The sequence below is a fragment of the Kitasatospora sp. NPDC096204 genome (assembly GCF_044763205.1).
Classification (GTDB): Bacteria; Actinomycetota; Actinomycetes; order Streptomycetales; family Streptomycetaceae; genus Kitasatospora.
The window spans coordinates 59,042-73,105 of sequence record NZ_JBIWFT010000012.1 but is presented as its reverse complement, the minus strand read 5'-3'; the positions used below and the strand labels follow the sequence as shown (position 1 = coordinate 73,105).

Here is a 14,064-nt window from a genome sequence, read left to right as displayed (position 1 = left end):
CTCCTCATCTTCCCCGTGACGCGGTCGCGCACGGGCCGGAATTGGCACCTGTCCCGCCTGGGCCTGTCGACGACAGCCGCGCGAGAAGGTTGCCGGGACGTCAACGGGCCGTTCCCTCAGTCCCTCTGGATGAGCTTGTGAAATTGTGGTGCTGCTCAACGGCGACCCCGGCGTGCAAAGGTCCGACCGCTGTACGAAGACTGTATCCGAAGGCGTCAATCCTGAACGGGACCGTCCGCCACGCGAGATGACAGATTCCACCGACCCCGCCGAGGAGACCTCCGTGCCCGCCGAACCGACCCCCGAGCTCCTCCCGCAGGCGGCGTCCTGGCTCCACCGCCGCTCCTGGAGCGCGGCCGACCGGCCGGTCCACACCCTCCTCGCCGCCAAGGAACGCACCGGCCGCACCGTCAGCGTGGTCCTCCCCGCCCTGGACGAGGAGGCCACCGTCGGCGACATCGTCCGCACCGTCCGCCGCGAGTTGATGGAACGCCTCCCGCTCGTCGACGAACTCGTCGTCGTCGACTCCGGCTCCACCGACGCCACCGCCGCCGTCGCCGCCGAGGCCGGCGCCCGGGTGGAACACCGCGACCGGATCCTCCCCCGGCTGCCCGCCGTCCCCGGCAAGGGCGAGGTGCTCTGGCGCTCCCTGCTGGTCACCCGCGGCGACATCGTCTGCTTCGTCGACGCCGACCTGCGCGAGTTCGACCCGGCCTTCGTCTCCGGCATCGTCGGCCCGCTGCTCACCGACGAGTCCATCCAGCTGGTCAAGGCCATGTACGACCGCCCGCTGGAGTCGGAGGGCGCCGTCCTGCCCGCCGGCGGCGGCCGGGTCACCGAACTCGTCGCCCGCCCCCTGCTCAACCTCCACTGGCCGGAACTCGCCGGCTTCGTCCAGCCGCTCGGCGGCGAGTACGCGGCCCGCCGCTCACTGCTCGAACGGCTGCCCTTCCCCACCGGCTACGGCGTCGAACTCGGCCTGCTGGTCGACGCCCTGGAAGTGGCCGGCCTCGACGCCCTGGCCCAGGTGGACGTCGGAGTCCGGCACCACCGCCACCAGGACGGCCAGGCCCTCGGCCGGATGGCCGCCACCATCTACCGGACCGCCCTGGAACGCCTCGACCGCACGCACCGCCTCAAGGCCTCCGCCGACCTCGTCCACCCCCACCTCACCCAGTTCACCCGCGACCCGGAAACCCGCGCCTTCACCGCGCACACCCACCCGGTGACCGCCCTGGAACGCCCCCCGATGCACACCGTCCCGGAATACGCCGCCCGTCACTGACGGGTTTGCCACGCCGAGCCCCCGGCAAGATGCCAACCATGGGCGATCTCACGACCAACCGTTCGAACGCGACCGGCACCGCCCCCGTCCTGGTGGCCTCCAACCGGGGACCGGTGTCCTTCAGCACCTCCGACGACGGCACGCTGACCCTGCGGCGGGGCGGTGGCGGCCTGGTCTCCGGCCTCTCCGCGATCGAGGACCCGAACGCCGTCTGGGTCTGCGCCGCCCTCGACGACTCCGACCGCAGAGCCGCCGCCGAGGCCCCCCGCGGCCGCCTCGACCTGGCCGGCCACGAGGTCGGCGGCCAGGCCGTACGGATGCTGGACCTGGACCCGCAGACCTTCGCCCGCGCCTACAACGGCGTCGCCAACTCCACCCTCTGGTTCGTCCATCACCTGCTCTTCGCGACCCCCACCGCCCCCGCCTTCGACGCCGGCTTCCGCACCGAGTGGGCCGCCTACCGGGCCTACAACGAGGCCTTCGCCGAAGCCCTGGCCGCCGAAGCCGCCCCGAACGCCGCGGTGCTCGTCCAGGACTACCACCTCTCCCTGGTCCCGGCCCTGCTCCGGGAGACCCGCCCCGACCTGCGGATCGGCCACTTCTCGCACACCCCCTGGGCCCCGCCCGACTACTACCGGCTGCTGCCCGACGACGTCGCCCGGGCCGTCCTCACCGGCATCCTGGGCGCCGACCGGGCCGGCTTCCTCACCGAGCGCTGGGCCCGCGCCTTCGCCGCCTGCTGCGAGGACCTCCTCGGCGCCACCGTCGACCACGACGCGCTCCGCGTCACGTTCGACGGCCGAACCACACGCCTCGGCGTGCACGCCCTCGGCGCCGACGCCGACTTCCTGCGCGAGCGCGCCCACCGCCCCGACGTCGACGAGCGCCTCGCCGCCCTCCGCGCGGCCGTCGGCGACCGCCGCACCATCGTCCGGGTCGACCGCACCGAGCTGAGCAAGAACATCGTCCGCGGCCTGCTGGCCTACCGGCACCTGCTCCGCACCCGCCCGCAGTGGCACGACCGGGTGGTGCACATCGCCTTCGCCTACCCGTCCCGCACCGACCTCGCCGAGTACCGCGACTACACGGCACGGGTCCAGGAGCTCGCCGAGGCGATCAACGCCGAATTCGCCACCCCCACCTGGCAACCGCTGATCCTGCACGTCGACGACGACTTCCCGCGCTCCCTCGCCGCCTACCGGCTGGCCGACGTCGCCCTGGTCAACCCCATCCGCGACGGCATGAACCTGGTCGCCAAGGAGGTCCCCGTGGTCTCCGACCGCGGCTGCGCCCTCGTCCTCTCCCGCGAGGCCGGCGCCCACGCCGAACTCAGGGACGACGCCCTCACCGTCAACCCCTACGACGTCATCGCCACCGCCGACGCCCTCCACGCCGGCCTCACCATGAGCCAGGAGGAGCGCGCCGACCGCACCAAGCGCCTGGCGGCGGTGGCCACCGCGCTCCCCCCGCAGCAGTGGTTCCTGGACCAGCTCAACGCGCTGTGAGCGCGTCCCCCAACGCCCCCAACAGCTCCACCACGCCCTCCGGCCCGGCGACCACCAGGTCCGCCCGGTCGGCCAGCTCCCGCACCGGCGCGTCCCCCACCGTGCCGGCGCACACCAGCACCCCCGCGACACCCTCGCCGCGCAGCTTCTCCACCGCGGCGAAGGCCGCCACGTCCCCCAGGTCGTCCCCCGCGTAGAGCACCGAACGGGCCCCCCGCTCCCGCAGGAAGCCGGTCAGCGCCGTCCCCTTGTCCACCCCCGGCGGCCGCAGCTCCAGCACCAGTCGACCGGGCTCCACCACCAGCCCGTACTCGGCCGCCAACTCCCCCACCGGCGCCCGCAGCAGCTCCAACGCCTCCTGCGGCGCCGCCGTCCGCCGGGTGTGCACGGCCACCGCCCGTCCCTTGTCCTCCACCCACGTCCCCCCGGGCGCCCCCACCCGCTCCAGCACCCCCGGCAACTCCTCCCGCACCCGCGCCACCCCCGGATGCGCCTGCGGCGCCGACAGCTCCCCGCCCTCCCACCGCTCGGCCCCGTAGTGCCCCAGCACCACCACCCCCGGCAGCCCCGCGAGCCCCCCGTACTCCACCGCCACCCCGGCCGGCCGCCCCGTCACGACCACCACGCCCCCCACCACCGGAGCCAGCCGCCGCAGCGCCCCCACCACCCCCGGATGCGCCCGTGCCTGCTCCGGATCCGCCACGATCGGCGCCAACGTCCCGTCGAAGTCCAACCCGATCACGGCGTCCCCGGGCGCCGCCAGGACGGCCCGCACCCCGTCCCGCCCAGCCCCGGTCGCCGGTACGAACATCTCTTCAAAGCCCATACCGAAGCCCTACCCCGGAGCACCCCCTCCGCACGCCCCCGGCCCGCGGGCGCGCGCAGGAGCCCCCGCCCACCAGAGCCCCCCGTCGATCACCGAGCCGATCAGCGAGCCCCCCGCCGGGCCTCCCGGACCCGCCGCAGCCGGTTCACCAGCACCGGCGCGTGCGCCAGCGCCTCCTCCCGGTCCAGCAGGGCGTTCAGCACCTGGTAGTACCGCGTGGAGGAGAGCCCCAGCTCCTCCCGGATCGCCCGCTCCTTGGCCCCCGCCGTACGCCACTGCCGCCCCTCCAGCGCCAGCACCGCCCGTTCCCGCTCACTCAGCTCGCCCACCGCGCACACCTCCGCCCGCCACTACGGAGTGTCATTCTCCCGCGCGACCCCGACACACACTGCTCGCCCCACCGTCCCCCCGCCCGCACTAACGTCACCCCCATGACCACGCCCAGCTTCGCCCTGCACATCCCGACCGCCGACCTCGACCCCGACCCGCTGGACCCCTCCCAGATCGTCTCCGGCGCCCCCGAGGTCACCGGCAAGGTGCTGTCCGAGTCCGCCGACGGCCGCCACCTGCGCGGTCTCTGGCAGATCACTCCCGGCGTGGTGACCGACGTCGAGGCCGACGAGATGTTCGTGGTGCTCAGCGGCCGGGCCACCATCGAGATCGAGGGCGGTCCGACCCTGGAGGTCGGCCCCGGCGACTGCGCGGTCCTGCGCGAGGGCGACCGCACCACCTGGACGGTCCACGAGACCCTCCGCAAGGCCTACGCCATCACGCTCCCGTAGGAGAGCCGGACGACCCGCCTGGGCCGGGGCCGGTCCCCCGGCCCAGGCCCAGGCCCCCTACTTGCGGACCGCCGCCGCCTCCTTCACCGCCGCGTCCTGCAGTCCCCCGAGCACCTGCTTCGGATCCCCCGTCACCGCCTGCCCGATCCCCGCCTTGATCCGGTCGCTGACCTCGCCCCAGGCCGGGTCCCCGAACGGGTAGAAGCTCGCGTTGGTCAGCCCGACCGCGAACTGCTTGAGGTCCTCGTGCTTCGGGTCCGTCGACATCTGCGCGAACGCGTCCTGGGTGACCGGCAGGAGGTTGTACTGCTCGTCGAACTTCAGCTGGTTGTCCTTGTCGTAGACGAACGACAGGAACTTCTTGATCTCGTTCTTGTGCCCGTTCGCCTTGAACGCCATCATCCAGTCGGCGACCCCGAGGCTCCCGGTGCGCCCGAGCCCGTCCCGCTTCGGGATCGGCGCCGTCCCGAACTCGACCTTCCCGGCGGTCGCCATCCGCAGCAGCGTCGGATGCCCGTTCAGCATCGCCACCTTCCCCGCGGCGAAGTCCTGGAACACCGGGGTGCGGTTCATCTTGCCCGGGTCCGGGTACGTCAGCCCGGTGGCCACCAGGTTGCTCTTCAGCCAGCCGAAGGTCGCCTGGTTCTGGGAGCTGTCGATGGTGTAGTTGCCGACGTCGTCGGAGATGCTGCCGCCGCCGCTCAGCGTCCACAGCATCGACTCGGCCGGCGCCTCCTCCGGCCCCAGCGGCAACCCGTACGGGGTCACCCCCGGCACCTTGGCCTTGATCTTCTCCGCGTCCTGCCGCAGCTCGTTCCAGGTGGCCGGCGGCTGGGCGATCCCGGCCTGCCGGAACATCGCCTTGTTGTAGAAGAGCACCCGCGACGAGGAGACGAACGGGATCCCGTACTGCGTCCCGAGCACCTGCCCGGCGTGCGCGAAGGTCTCCAGGAACCTGGCCTGGGTCTCCACCGAGAGCACGTCGGACGCCGGGTAGAGCCGCTCGGCCGCCACCTGGTCGGCGAAGCCGCCGGTCTGCAGCAGGTCCGGCGACTTGCCGGCCGCGATCATGTCCTCGACCTTCTTGCCGATCTCGGTCCAGCTGTCCACCTCGACGCTGACCCTGATCCCGGGGTTGGCCGCCTCGAAGTCCCTGGCGACCGCGTCCCAGTAGTGCTGGGAGTTGGTCTCGGGGCTCTCCCCGTAGTCGGCCGCGACCAGCTTGAGCGTGACGGGCCCGTCGTCCTGCCCGGCGCAGGCACTGGCCGCGGTGAGGACCAGTGCTCCGGCCAGCACACCGCCGAGCACACGGGTGGGAACGTGGACGCGCCTGTTCAACGCGGGTACCGCCTTCGGGGGGATGAATCGGCCGGAACGGTGGATTCCGGCAGGGGACGCGCCACACTGCCAAACCCGCCGACCGCCGGTCCACACCACCGACCGGGCCCGCCCGAGTAGTTATCGAAGTGCTCTGAGTCATTGCACAATGCGCAACGAAACCCCCGCGCACCCCGGTCCGCACCCGCCCCGGCACCCGGCCCCGCTCCCTGACGCAAAGCCCCGCACACCCGCGCAGCTGCGACAAAGCTCACCCAGTATGGACCAGACCAATCCGACAACTGGACTAGACCTCTTCTACCCGCCCAAGGGAAACTGTCCTCCGTGAAGCACGTCATCGCACTCGATGTAGGCGGCACCGGCATGAAGGCCGCGCTGCTCGCCCAGGACGGCTCCGTGCTGTTCGAAGCACGCCGACCGACCGGGCGGGAGCACGGCACCGACGCCGTCGTCACCGCCATCCTCGACTTCGCCACCGATCTGGCGGACGAGGGCCGCAGCCGCTTCGGCGTCGCCCCGCTCGCGGCCGGTGTCGCCGTCCCGGGCACGATCGACGAGAAGAACGGCATCGCGGTCTACTCCGCCAACCTCGGCTGGCGCGACCTCCCGCTGCGCAAGCTGCTCGGCGAGCGCCTGGCCGGGCCGCAGGGCGGCGCGATGCCGGTGGCCCTCGGCCACGACGTGCGTTCCGGCGGCCTGGCCGAGGGCCGGATCGGAGCCGGCCGGGGCGTCGACCGCTTCCTGTTCATCGCCCTCGGCACCGGCATCGCCGGCGCCATCGGCATCGACGGCCGGATCGAGGCCGGCGCGCACGGCTACGGCGGCGAGATCGGCCACGTCGTGGTCCGCCCGGGCGGCCCGCTGTGCGGCTGCGGCGCCCGCGGCTGCCTGGAGACGCTGGCCTCCGCCTCCGCCGTCTCCCGCGCCTGGGCCGAGGCCAGCGGTGACCCCGACGCCGACGCGGCATCCTGCGCCGCCGCGGTGGACGCCGGGGACGACCGCGCCGTCGTGGTCTGGCAGCGGGCCGTCGACGCCCTGGCGGACGGCATCGTCCTGGCCCAGAGCCTGCTCGACCCGTCGACGGTGATCGTCGGCGGCGGGCTGGCCGAGGCCGGCGACACGCTCTTCACCCCGCTGCGTGCGGCGGTCGCCGAGCGACTGACCTTCCAGATGCCCCCGCAGGTCGTGCCCGCCATGCTCAAAGACACCGCCGCTTCCCTGGGCGCGGGCCTGCTCGCCTGGGATCTGCTCTCCTTGGAGGTGACCGCGTGACCACCGCGGACCGTGACCGTACTGCCCTGGCCGGCGCCCGACTGGTCCTGCCCGGCGGCGTCGTCGAGGGCGACCGCCTCGTCGTCGACGGCGAGCGCATCGCCGCCATCGGGGGTGGGACGGGCGGCGGCGACACCGAGCCCGGCGATCTCGACCTGACCGGGTACACCGTCGTGCCCGGCTTCGTCGACCTGCACGTCCACGGCGGCGGCGGTGCCTCGTACACCTCCGGCATCGCCGAGGAGGCGCTGCTGGCCGCCCGCGCCCACCTGGAGCACGGCACCACCACCACGGTGGCCTCCACCGTCACCGGCGAGATCGACGAGGTCGCCCGCCAGGCGCACGTCCTCTCCGAACTCGTCGAGGACGGCGTCCTGGCCGGCATCCACTTCGAGGGCCCGTTCATCTCGCACAACCGCTGCGGCGCCCACCGCCCCGACCTGCTGCGGGATCCCGACCCGGCGCTGGTGCGCAAGCTGGTCGACGCCGCCCGCGGCCACGCCAAGATGGTCACCCTGGCCCCCGAACTGCCCGGCGGCCTGGACTCGGTGCGGATGCTCGCCGACCTCGGCGTGATCGCCGCCGTCGGCCACACCGACTCCGACTACGCCACCACCCTGGAGGCGATCGAGGCCGGCGCCACCGTCGCCACCCACCTGTTCAACGCCATGCCCGGCATCGCCCACCGCGCCCCCGGCCCGATCGTGGCGCTGCTGGAGGACGAGCGGGTCACCGTCGAACTGATCAACGACGGCGTGCACCTGCACCCCTCCGTACTGGACCTCGCCTACGGCACCGCCGGCGCGCGGCGGGTCGCCCTGATCACCGACGCGATGGGCGCGGCGGGCATGGGCGACGGCCTCTACCCGCTCGGCCCGCTCCAGGTCGAGGTCAAGGACGGCGTGGCCCGGCTGGTCGAGGGCGGCGCGATCGCCGGCTCCACCCTCACCCTGGACGTGGCGTTCAAGCGCTCGGTCGCCGTCAACGGGCTGAGCCTGAACCAGACCGTCGAGTCGCTGTCCGCCACCCCGGCGCGGCTGCTCGGCCTGAGCGACTCGATCGGCTCGCTGGAGGCCGGCAAGCTCGCCGACCTGGTCGTCGTCGACTCCGAGAGCTACGACCTGGTCGCCGTGATGCGCCGCGGCCGGTGGGTCCTCGGCGGCGAGCGGTTCCGGCCGGTGAAGACCGACTGACCGGAGCCCGCCGACACGACGGCCGCCCGCCCCCGGGAGGGGACGGGCGGCCGTGTCGCGTCCGGGGCGGTGTCAGCCGCTCGGCTCGATGGTGATCTGGTCGATCAGGATCGGCCCGGAGGGCACCGTGAAGGTCACCGAGTTCGTCCCGGCCTGGAACTGCGGGAGTATCCAGGTGGAGAACCAGGCGGAGGTCTGGTCCTTGGGGGGCGCCCCGTAGATCTTGTAGGTCACCCCGCTCGGCCAGTCCTTGCCGTTCACCACGGCGCTGCCCTTGATGTCGGCGCCCGTGTAGTTGTAGTGCACGGACAGCTTGTACGTCCCGGCCGTGGCGATCTCGCCGGTCCAGGTCACCGAGCCGCCCGGCTGGAGCGTCAGGTAGCTGCCGTCGGCCGACTTGGCGCCCTTGACGCTGTTGCCCACCGGCGCGTTCTGCGCCTGGAACTGGCCGGCGTCCACGTTCGTCGGGCCGGTGATCGCGGCGGCGCTCGCCGACGGGGCGGCGCTCGCGGACGTGGCCGTCGGAGTCGGGGTGGCGGGGGCCGGCGGGGCGGAGGTCGCGGTGCCGCCCTTGCCGCTCTTGTCGCCGTCCGGGTCCCCGGTGGAGAGCGCTATGCCGGCCCCGATCGCTATCGCCGCGACCACGGCCACCGCGCCGATCACCGCGCCCTTGCTGCGGCCGCTGCTGCGGGGCTCCTCCCCCGGCTGCGGCCGGGAGTGCTCCGCGTAGCGGGTCTGCTGGGTGGGCACGGCACCGTACTCGGGCTGCTGCGGCTGGCCGGGCTGGCCGCCGTACGGGGCCTGCGGCTGGCCGCCCGGGTACCCCTGCGGCTGACCGCCCTGCTGGCCGTACGGCTGCTGTTGCTGCTGTGCCCTCGGCGGGTAGCCGTACTGCGCGCGCCCGACCTCCATCGGACGGCTGTACGGCGTGCGCGGGACCCCCTGCTGCGGCTCGGCCGGCTGCCCGGTGGAACCGTCGGCCGGGCGGTAGAGGTAGCCGAACGGGTCGTCGTCCTGCGGGGCACCGCCCCCCTGGCCCTCGGGCACTCCGTTGCTGCCGGCGGTCGTCACGGTGGTCTGCTCCCCCATCCGATGCGCCGCCGGCTGCGGGCGGCACAGATCATGGACGCTGTCGTACCGGGAACCCTACCTGCCGTACGTGACAGCGGGAAAAGACCCCTTGACAACTCATGGGTAACCTGGCGGGACCGGGGCCCGCACCCGCGGTGCTCGGCGCCCGCTCAGCCCGCGCGCCGGTGCGAGCGCTCGCCGCGCGCCCCGCGCACCGCCCCGCCCCGGGCCCGCTTCTCGTCGTACATCCGCTCGTCCGCCGTGTGCAGCACCTCCTCGATGCTCATCCCGCAGCCGGCCCAGCCGACCCCGAGGCTCACCCCCACCCGCATCGCCCGGCCGTCGATCCGCATCGGCGGGATGATGGCGCCCCGCAGCCGGTGGGCGAGGTCCTTGGCCTCCTCGCGGCCGATCCCGTCGGCCAGCACCACGAACTCGTCACCGCCGAGCCGGGCCACCGTGTCGCCGTCCCGGACGGCCTGGCTCAGCCGCTGGGCGACCTCGACCAGCACCGCGTCGCCCGCGTTGTGACCGAACCGGTCGTTGATCGACTTGAAGCCGTCCAGGTCGCAGAAGAGCACCGCGAGCCCCTTCTCCACCGCCGCCGCGCCGCCGGAGCGGAACGGCACCGACCAGGCCTCGCCGCCCGGCCCGTACTCGGCGGGGACGACCGCGTGCACGTGCTCCCCGTAGCCCGGGCCGATCCCGCCCGGCACGCCCTCGGACGGCCCGTAGCCGTGCACCGACCCGGCGTACGGGTCCGCGCCCTGCGCCCCGGCGTACTCCCTGTGCACGGCGTGGGAGTCGGCCGGGTAGCCGTACGGCTGGGGGTAGGCCACCTCGACCTGGCCGGCGGCGGCGCCGACCGGCTGCGGCTGGGCGCAGAGCCGGCGGGCCAGCCTGGCCTTGAGCTCGGCGCCGTTCGGCAGCCCGGTGAGCGCGTCGTGGCTGGCCCGGTGGGCGAGCTGGAACTCGTGCCGCTTGCGGTCCTCGATGTCCTCGACGTGGGTCAGCAGGAAGCTCGGGCCCTCGGCCGCGTCCGCGACGATCGAGTTGCGCAGGCAGACCCACTGGTAGCCGCCGTCCCGCCGGGACAGCCGCAGCTCGGCGCGGCCGCTCTCGGCGCTGGTGCGCTCCAGCAGCGCCCGGTCCTCGGGGTGCACGAGGTCGGCGAAGCTCTGCTGGCGCAGCACCGCCCGGGGCCGGCCGAGCAGCCGGCAGAGCGCGTCGTTGACCCTGGTCAGCTGGCCGCGCCCGGCGCCGTGCAGCTCGGTGATCGCCATCCCGCTGGGCGCGTACTCGAACGCCTGGCGGAAGCTCTCCTCGCTGGCCCGCAGCGCCTGCTGCTCCTTCTCCAGGCGGGCCAGCGCCCGCTGCATCTCGGCCCGCAGCCGGGCGTTGCCGATCGCGATGGAGGCCTGCAGCGAGAACATCTCCAGCGCCTCGCGGGTCCACGCGCCGGGCCGCTTGCCGCTGCGCGGCCGGTCCACCGACAGGACGCCGAGGAGGTCGCCGCCGGCGCTGTACATCGGGGCGAGCAGCCCGTCGGCGGGGTGCCAGTCGTTGGCGTACACCGGCTGCGGACCGTCCCCGATCCAGCGCGGGATGTCGCTGGCGACGGCCCAGCCGCGGTCGTACGGCAGGAAGCGCAGGGTGCCCCAGTGGTCGCTGACGCCGAGCAGCCGGTCCCAGGACTCCCGGGAGCCGACCTGGCCGAGCAGCACGGAGGGGCCGCCCATCGGGCTCTCCTCCAGCTCCCAGACGGCCGCCACCACCAGGTCGCCGTCCGGCCGGACCAGGCTGACCGCGGCGGCGTCGAAGCCGAGCCCGTGCACCGCGCCTTCGACAACGGCCTGGAGCGTGCCAGCGAGGCTGCGGGCAGCGTTGAGGTCCGCCACGACCCGGTGCAAGGTGCGGAGGGTCGCGAGACGGACGTACGGCTCCGACTCGGCTTCCATGCGGGGGCTCCCCGGCTGCTTCGGATAGTTCTTGATTGGTTATCGTCCGATTGCCAGAAGAACTGAATCACAGGGAGCACAGCGCTCGGCACGCTCGGTCAGCAATAGGCCATCACTTGTGACTTAAATCACACGACACTAATGCGCCCTTAATCAGTTCATCTGTCCCATAGCTGGACATAAAGCGCCATCGGAACATTTCTCGTGGTCGACCGCATTGGCCGCGGGCTGAAGCCCCGTGCGCCCGCCACTCCGGCCGCTTCACTCCTGCGGGTGAGTTCGGCCACCGAGCGCAACCCTTCGGCCTGACCTCCGGTCCTACGACCAAGGCCCGATGCCGTTTCTCCCAGGTGACGACTACCGTGCGGTACGTGTACCCGTCCCCGCAGCCCGAAGCTGCCCCCCACGCCACGCCCGACGAGTTCCGGGCTGCCCTCTCCCAGCTCGCCGCCGGCGTGAGCCTGGTGACCGTCCACGACCCGGAGGACGGCGAGGACGTCGGCATGACCGCCACGTCCTTCCTCTCGGTGTCGCTGGAGCCGCCGCTGGTGCTGATCTCGGTCCGCGAGGACTCCCGGATGGACGACGTGCTCTCCCGGGCGGACACCTGGGCGGTCTCGGTGCTGACCGAGGGGCAGAAGACGCTCGGCTCCCGGTTCGCCATGAAGGGCCGGCTCAGCGACCGGCTGCTGTTCGCGGACACCCCGCACCACCGCGGCCCGCACACCGACGCCCCGCTGATCACCGGCGCGCTGGCCACCGTCGAGTGCCGCACCGAGCAGCGGATACCGGCCGGAGACCACACCCTGCTGCTCGGCCGCGTCCTGGAGGCCGTGGTGCCCGACCCCGGCGGCCGCCCGCTGCTCTACTTCCGCGGCGGCTACCGCACCCTCGGCTAGGGCCCGTCCGCCCGCCCAGGGCGCGTCTACTCGCCGCCCCGCGGCGCCCGACGGCCCTGCTTCAGCTCGGAGCGGTGCCGCTTGTTGTCCAGCCGCCGCTCGACCATCCCCCGGCTCGGCCTCGTCGCCCGCCGGGCCTTCGGCGGCGGTGCGCACGCCTCGCTCAGCAGCGCCGACAGCCGGGCCGCGGCCGCCTCCCGGTTGCGCCACTGCGAGCGGAACTCCGAGGCCTGGACCACCAGCACCCGGCCGTCCACCAGCCGACCGGCCAGCCGCTCCAGCGCGCGCTCGCGCCAGACCTCGGGCAGCGCCTTGGTCGACGCCAGGTCGAAGCGCAACTCGGCCTTGGAGTCGGAGGTGTTGACGTGCTGGCCACCGGGGCCGGAGGAACGCGAGAAGCGCCAGACGAGCTCGGCGTCGGGGACGACCACCGACCCCCGTACGCGGATGGGCTCGGACATGCGTCCATCATCCCGCGCACGGCCCACCCGGTCACGCCGTTATTCGCCCGCGCCCCTCCGGCTCCGGGCGGCGCGGCCCGCGGGCCCCGTCGCCCGTCCGGCCCCGGTTCCCCCCGGGCGTCCGGAGCCCCGACAATGGCGTACGTGATCGAGCTCGGCTACTCCCTCTCCAACCGTTTCCCCGACCCCCCGCAGACGGACTACCGCACCACGTCCGTGCACGCCCTGCGGTACGACCTGTTCTGCGGCGACGTCTACCTGGACGGCGAGGGCTCGGAGCTGTCCACCGCCTGGGGCTGGGTGCCGGTGCTCGACTTCGCGTGGGCGCTGTGCGACATCGCCGAGCTGCTGGACCGCGACCCGGACGGCGTCCGGGCCGCCCGGGTGCAGACCGCCGACCTCGACTTCACCCAGAACACCGAGCTGCTGCGCTTCGCCCGCCGCTTCAACTGGGTCGAGGTCACCGCCACCTGGCTGCCGGACGAGCCGCCGGTGGTCGTCCGCCACGGCGAACTGCGGCGCGAGGCCAGGGACTTCCTCCAGGACACCCTGGCCGACCTCTTCGACATGCACCCCGAGCTGGCCGACAACCCGAACATCTGGACGCTGCAGGGACGGTTCCGCCGGATCTGACACCGGCTTTGCCGGGGCTTTGCCAGCCGATTGGCGCCCACGAAGAATTCACGGACTCTGCGGAACCAAGCCCCCGGAGTATTGCGTTGTCCCGGGAAATAGCGAACGAAAGCAACGAAGGGACTGCAATCGTCATGCCAGTGAGCCTCTCCAAGGGTGGCAACGTCTCGCTGACCAAGGAGGCCCCCGGCCTGTCCGCGGTCTCCGTCGGCCTGGGTTGGGACGTCCGCACCACGACCGGTGCCGAGTTCGACCTCGACGCCAGCGCGATCGTCCTGAACGCGGACGGCAAGGTGCTGTCCAACGCCCACTTCGTCTTCTTCAACAACACCAGCACGCCGGACAACACCGTCGTGCACACCGGTGACAACCGCACCGGCGAGGGCGCGGGCGACGACGAGTCGATCAACGTCAACCTGGCCGGCCTGCCGGCCGAGGCCGTCAAGATCACCTTCCCGGTCACCATCTACGACGGCGTCGCCCGCGGCCAGAACTTCGGCCAGGTCCGCAACGCCTACATCCGCGTGGTGAACGCGGCCGGCGGCTCCGAGATCGCCCGCTACGACCTCTCCGAGGACGCCGCCACCGAGACCGCGATGATCTTCGGCGAGCTCTACCGCAACGGCGGGGAGTGGAAGTTCCGCGCCGTCGGCCAGGGCTACGCCTCCGGCCTGGCGGGCATCGCCCAGGACTTCGGCGTCCAGCTCTGACGCACCCGCGGAAAACACCGCGGCGGGGGGCGTGGGGGCCCCGGGACGGCCCCGCCCCCGGGGTCGGTTTGGGGGGCGCGCGGGCCCCGCCCCCCCCCGCGCGCGGGCGGCGCGCCCGGCCCGGGTGTAGG

General features: G+C 73.3%; 14 protein-coding genes and 1 riboswitch. Of the genes, 8 read left to right on the top strand and 6 right to left on the bottom strand.

Features of this window, described 5'->3' with window-relative positions:
• Position 1: 1 nt before the first annotated feature.
• Positions 2–136: riboswitch (SAM riboswitch) on the bottom strand.
• 111 nt (positions 137–247) lie between these two features.
• On the top strand, positions 248–1,285 hold the full coding sequence (locus tag ACIQ87_RS15535) for a glucosyl-3-phosphoglycerate synthase (RefSeq protein ID WP_402406218.1): 1,038 nt from the start codon (positions 248–250) through the stop codon (positions 1,283–1,285).
• A gap of 38 nt (positions 1,286–1,323) precedes the next feature.
• Positions 1,324–2,790: a trehalose-6-phosphate synthase gene (locus ACIQ87_RS15530; protein WP_402406216.1), complete on the top strand. Its 1,467-nt coding sequence runs from the start codon at positions 1,324–1,326 to the stop codon at positions 2,788–2,790.
• On the opposite strand, the gene otsB is transcribed toward ACIQ87_RS15530, so the two are convergent.
• Both otsB and ACIQ87_RS15520 read right to left on the bottom strand, forming a co-directional pair.
• Entirely contained in the window at positions 2,777–3,616 is an 840-nt protein-coding gene (gene otsB / locus ACIQ87_RS15525; protein WP_402406213.1) for a trehalose-phosphatase, read from the bottom strand. The two genes, ACIQ87_RS15530 and otsB, sit on opposite strands and share 14 nt — an antisense overlap.
• Before the next feature lie 101 nt (positions 3,617–3,717).
• Positions 3,718–3,945, bottom strand: coding sequence for a DUF3263 domain-containing protein (locus ACIQ87_RS15520; protein ID WP_392882548.1), 228 nt, complete (start codon positions 3,943–3,945; stop codon positions 3,718–3,720).
• Between the two features lie 102 nt (positions 3,946–4,047).
• Here ACIQ87_RS15520 and ACIQ87_RS15515 point away from each other — a divergent pair, with 102 nt between their 5' ends.
• Positions 4,048–4,398: a cupin domain-containing protein gene (locus ACIQ87_RS15515; protein ID WP_402406210.1), complete on the top strand. Its 351-nt coding sequence runs from the start codon at positions 4,048–4,050 to the stop codon at positions 4,396–4,398.
• Positions 4,399–4,455: 57 nt separating this feature from the next.
• Here ACIQ87_RS15515 and ACIQ87_RS15510 read toward each other — a convergent pair whose 3' ends face one another.
• Positions 4,456–5,736, bottom strand: a complete 1,281-nt coding sequence (locus tag ACIQ87_RS15510; RefSeq protein ID WP_402406208.1) for an extracellular solute-binding protein — start codon at positions 5,734–5,736, stop codon at positions 4,456–4,458.
• A 324-nt stretch (positions 5,737–6,060) separates the two neighbouring features.
• Between ACIQ87_RS15510 and ACIQ87_RS15505 the strand changes: the two genes are divergently transcribed.
• The gene (locus ACIQ87_RS15505) at positions 6,061–7,008 is read left to right on the top strand and encodes an ROK family protein (RefSeq protein ID WP_402406207.1); all 948 of its coding nucleotides are present in this window, start codon (positions 6,061–6,063) and stop codon (positions 7,006–7,008) included.
• Positions 7,005–8,201: an N-acetylglucosamine-6-phosphate deacetylase gene (gene nagA, locus ACIQ87_RS15500; protein ID WP_402406206.1), complete on the top strand. Its 1,197-nt coding sequence runs from the start codon at positions 7,005–7,007 to the stop codon at positions 8,199–8,201. The genes ACIQ87_RS15505 and nagA overlap by 4 nt, the downstream gene beginning before the upstream one ends.
• 72 nt (positions 8,202–8,273) lie before the next feature.
• Here nagA and ACIQ87_RS15495 read toward each other — a convergent pair whose 3' ends face one another.
• Both ACIQ87_RS15495 and ACIQ87_RS15490 read right to left on the bottom strand, forming a co-directional pair.
• Entirely contained in the window at positions 8,274–9,272 is a 999-nt protein-coding gene (locus ACIQ87_RS15495; protein ID WP_402406205.1) for a hypothetical protein, read from the bottom strand.
• A gap of 170 nt (positions 9,273–9,442) precedes the next feature.
• A complete protein-coding gene (locus ACIQ87_RS15490; protein WP_402406203.1) occupies positions 9,443–11,230 on the bottom strand; it encodes a diguanylate cyclase domain-containing protein in 1,788 nt (595 codons plus the stop codon).
• Positions 11,231–11,601: 371 nt separating this feature from the next.
• On the opposite strand from ACIQ87_RS15490, the gene ACIQ87_RS15485 reads away from it, so the two are divergent.
• Positions 11,602–12,129, top strand: coding sequence for a flavin reductase family protein (locus ACIQ87_RS15485; protein ID WP_402406202.1), 528 nt, complete (start codon positions 11,602–11,604; stop codon positions 12,127–12,129).
• A gap of 26 nt (positions 12,130–12,155) precedes the next feature.
• Here the strand turns inward: ACIQ87_RS15485 and arfB are convergent, their stop codons facing one another.
• Positions 12,156–12,590: an alternative ribosome rescue aminoacyl-tRNA hydrolase ArfB gene (gene arfB / locus ACIQ87_RS15480; protein WP_402406200.1), complete on the bottom strand. Its 435-nt coding sequence runs from the start codon at positions 12,588–12,590 to the stop codon at positions 12,156–12,158.
• Between the two features lie 135 nt (positions 12,591–12,725).
• Between arfB and ACIQ87_RS15475 the strand changes: the two genes are divergently transcribed.
• Both ACIQ87_RS15475 and ACIQ87_RS15470 read left to right on the top strand, forming a co-directional pair.
• Positions 12,726–13,223, top strand: a complete 498-nt coding sequence (locus tag ACIQ87_RS15475; protein ID WP_402406199.1) for a hypothetical protein — start codon at positions 12,726–12,728, stop codon at positions 13,221–13,223.
• A 134-nt stretch (positions 13,224–13,357) separates the two neighbouring features.
• Positions 13,358–13,933: a TerD family protein gene (locus ACIQ87_RS15470; RefSeq protein WP_402406198.1), complete on the top strand. Its 576-nt coding sequence runs from the start codon at positions 13,358–13,360 to the stop codon at positions 13,931–13,933.
• Positions 13,934–14,064: the final 131 nt, after the last annotated feature.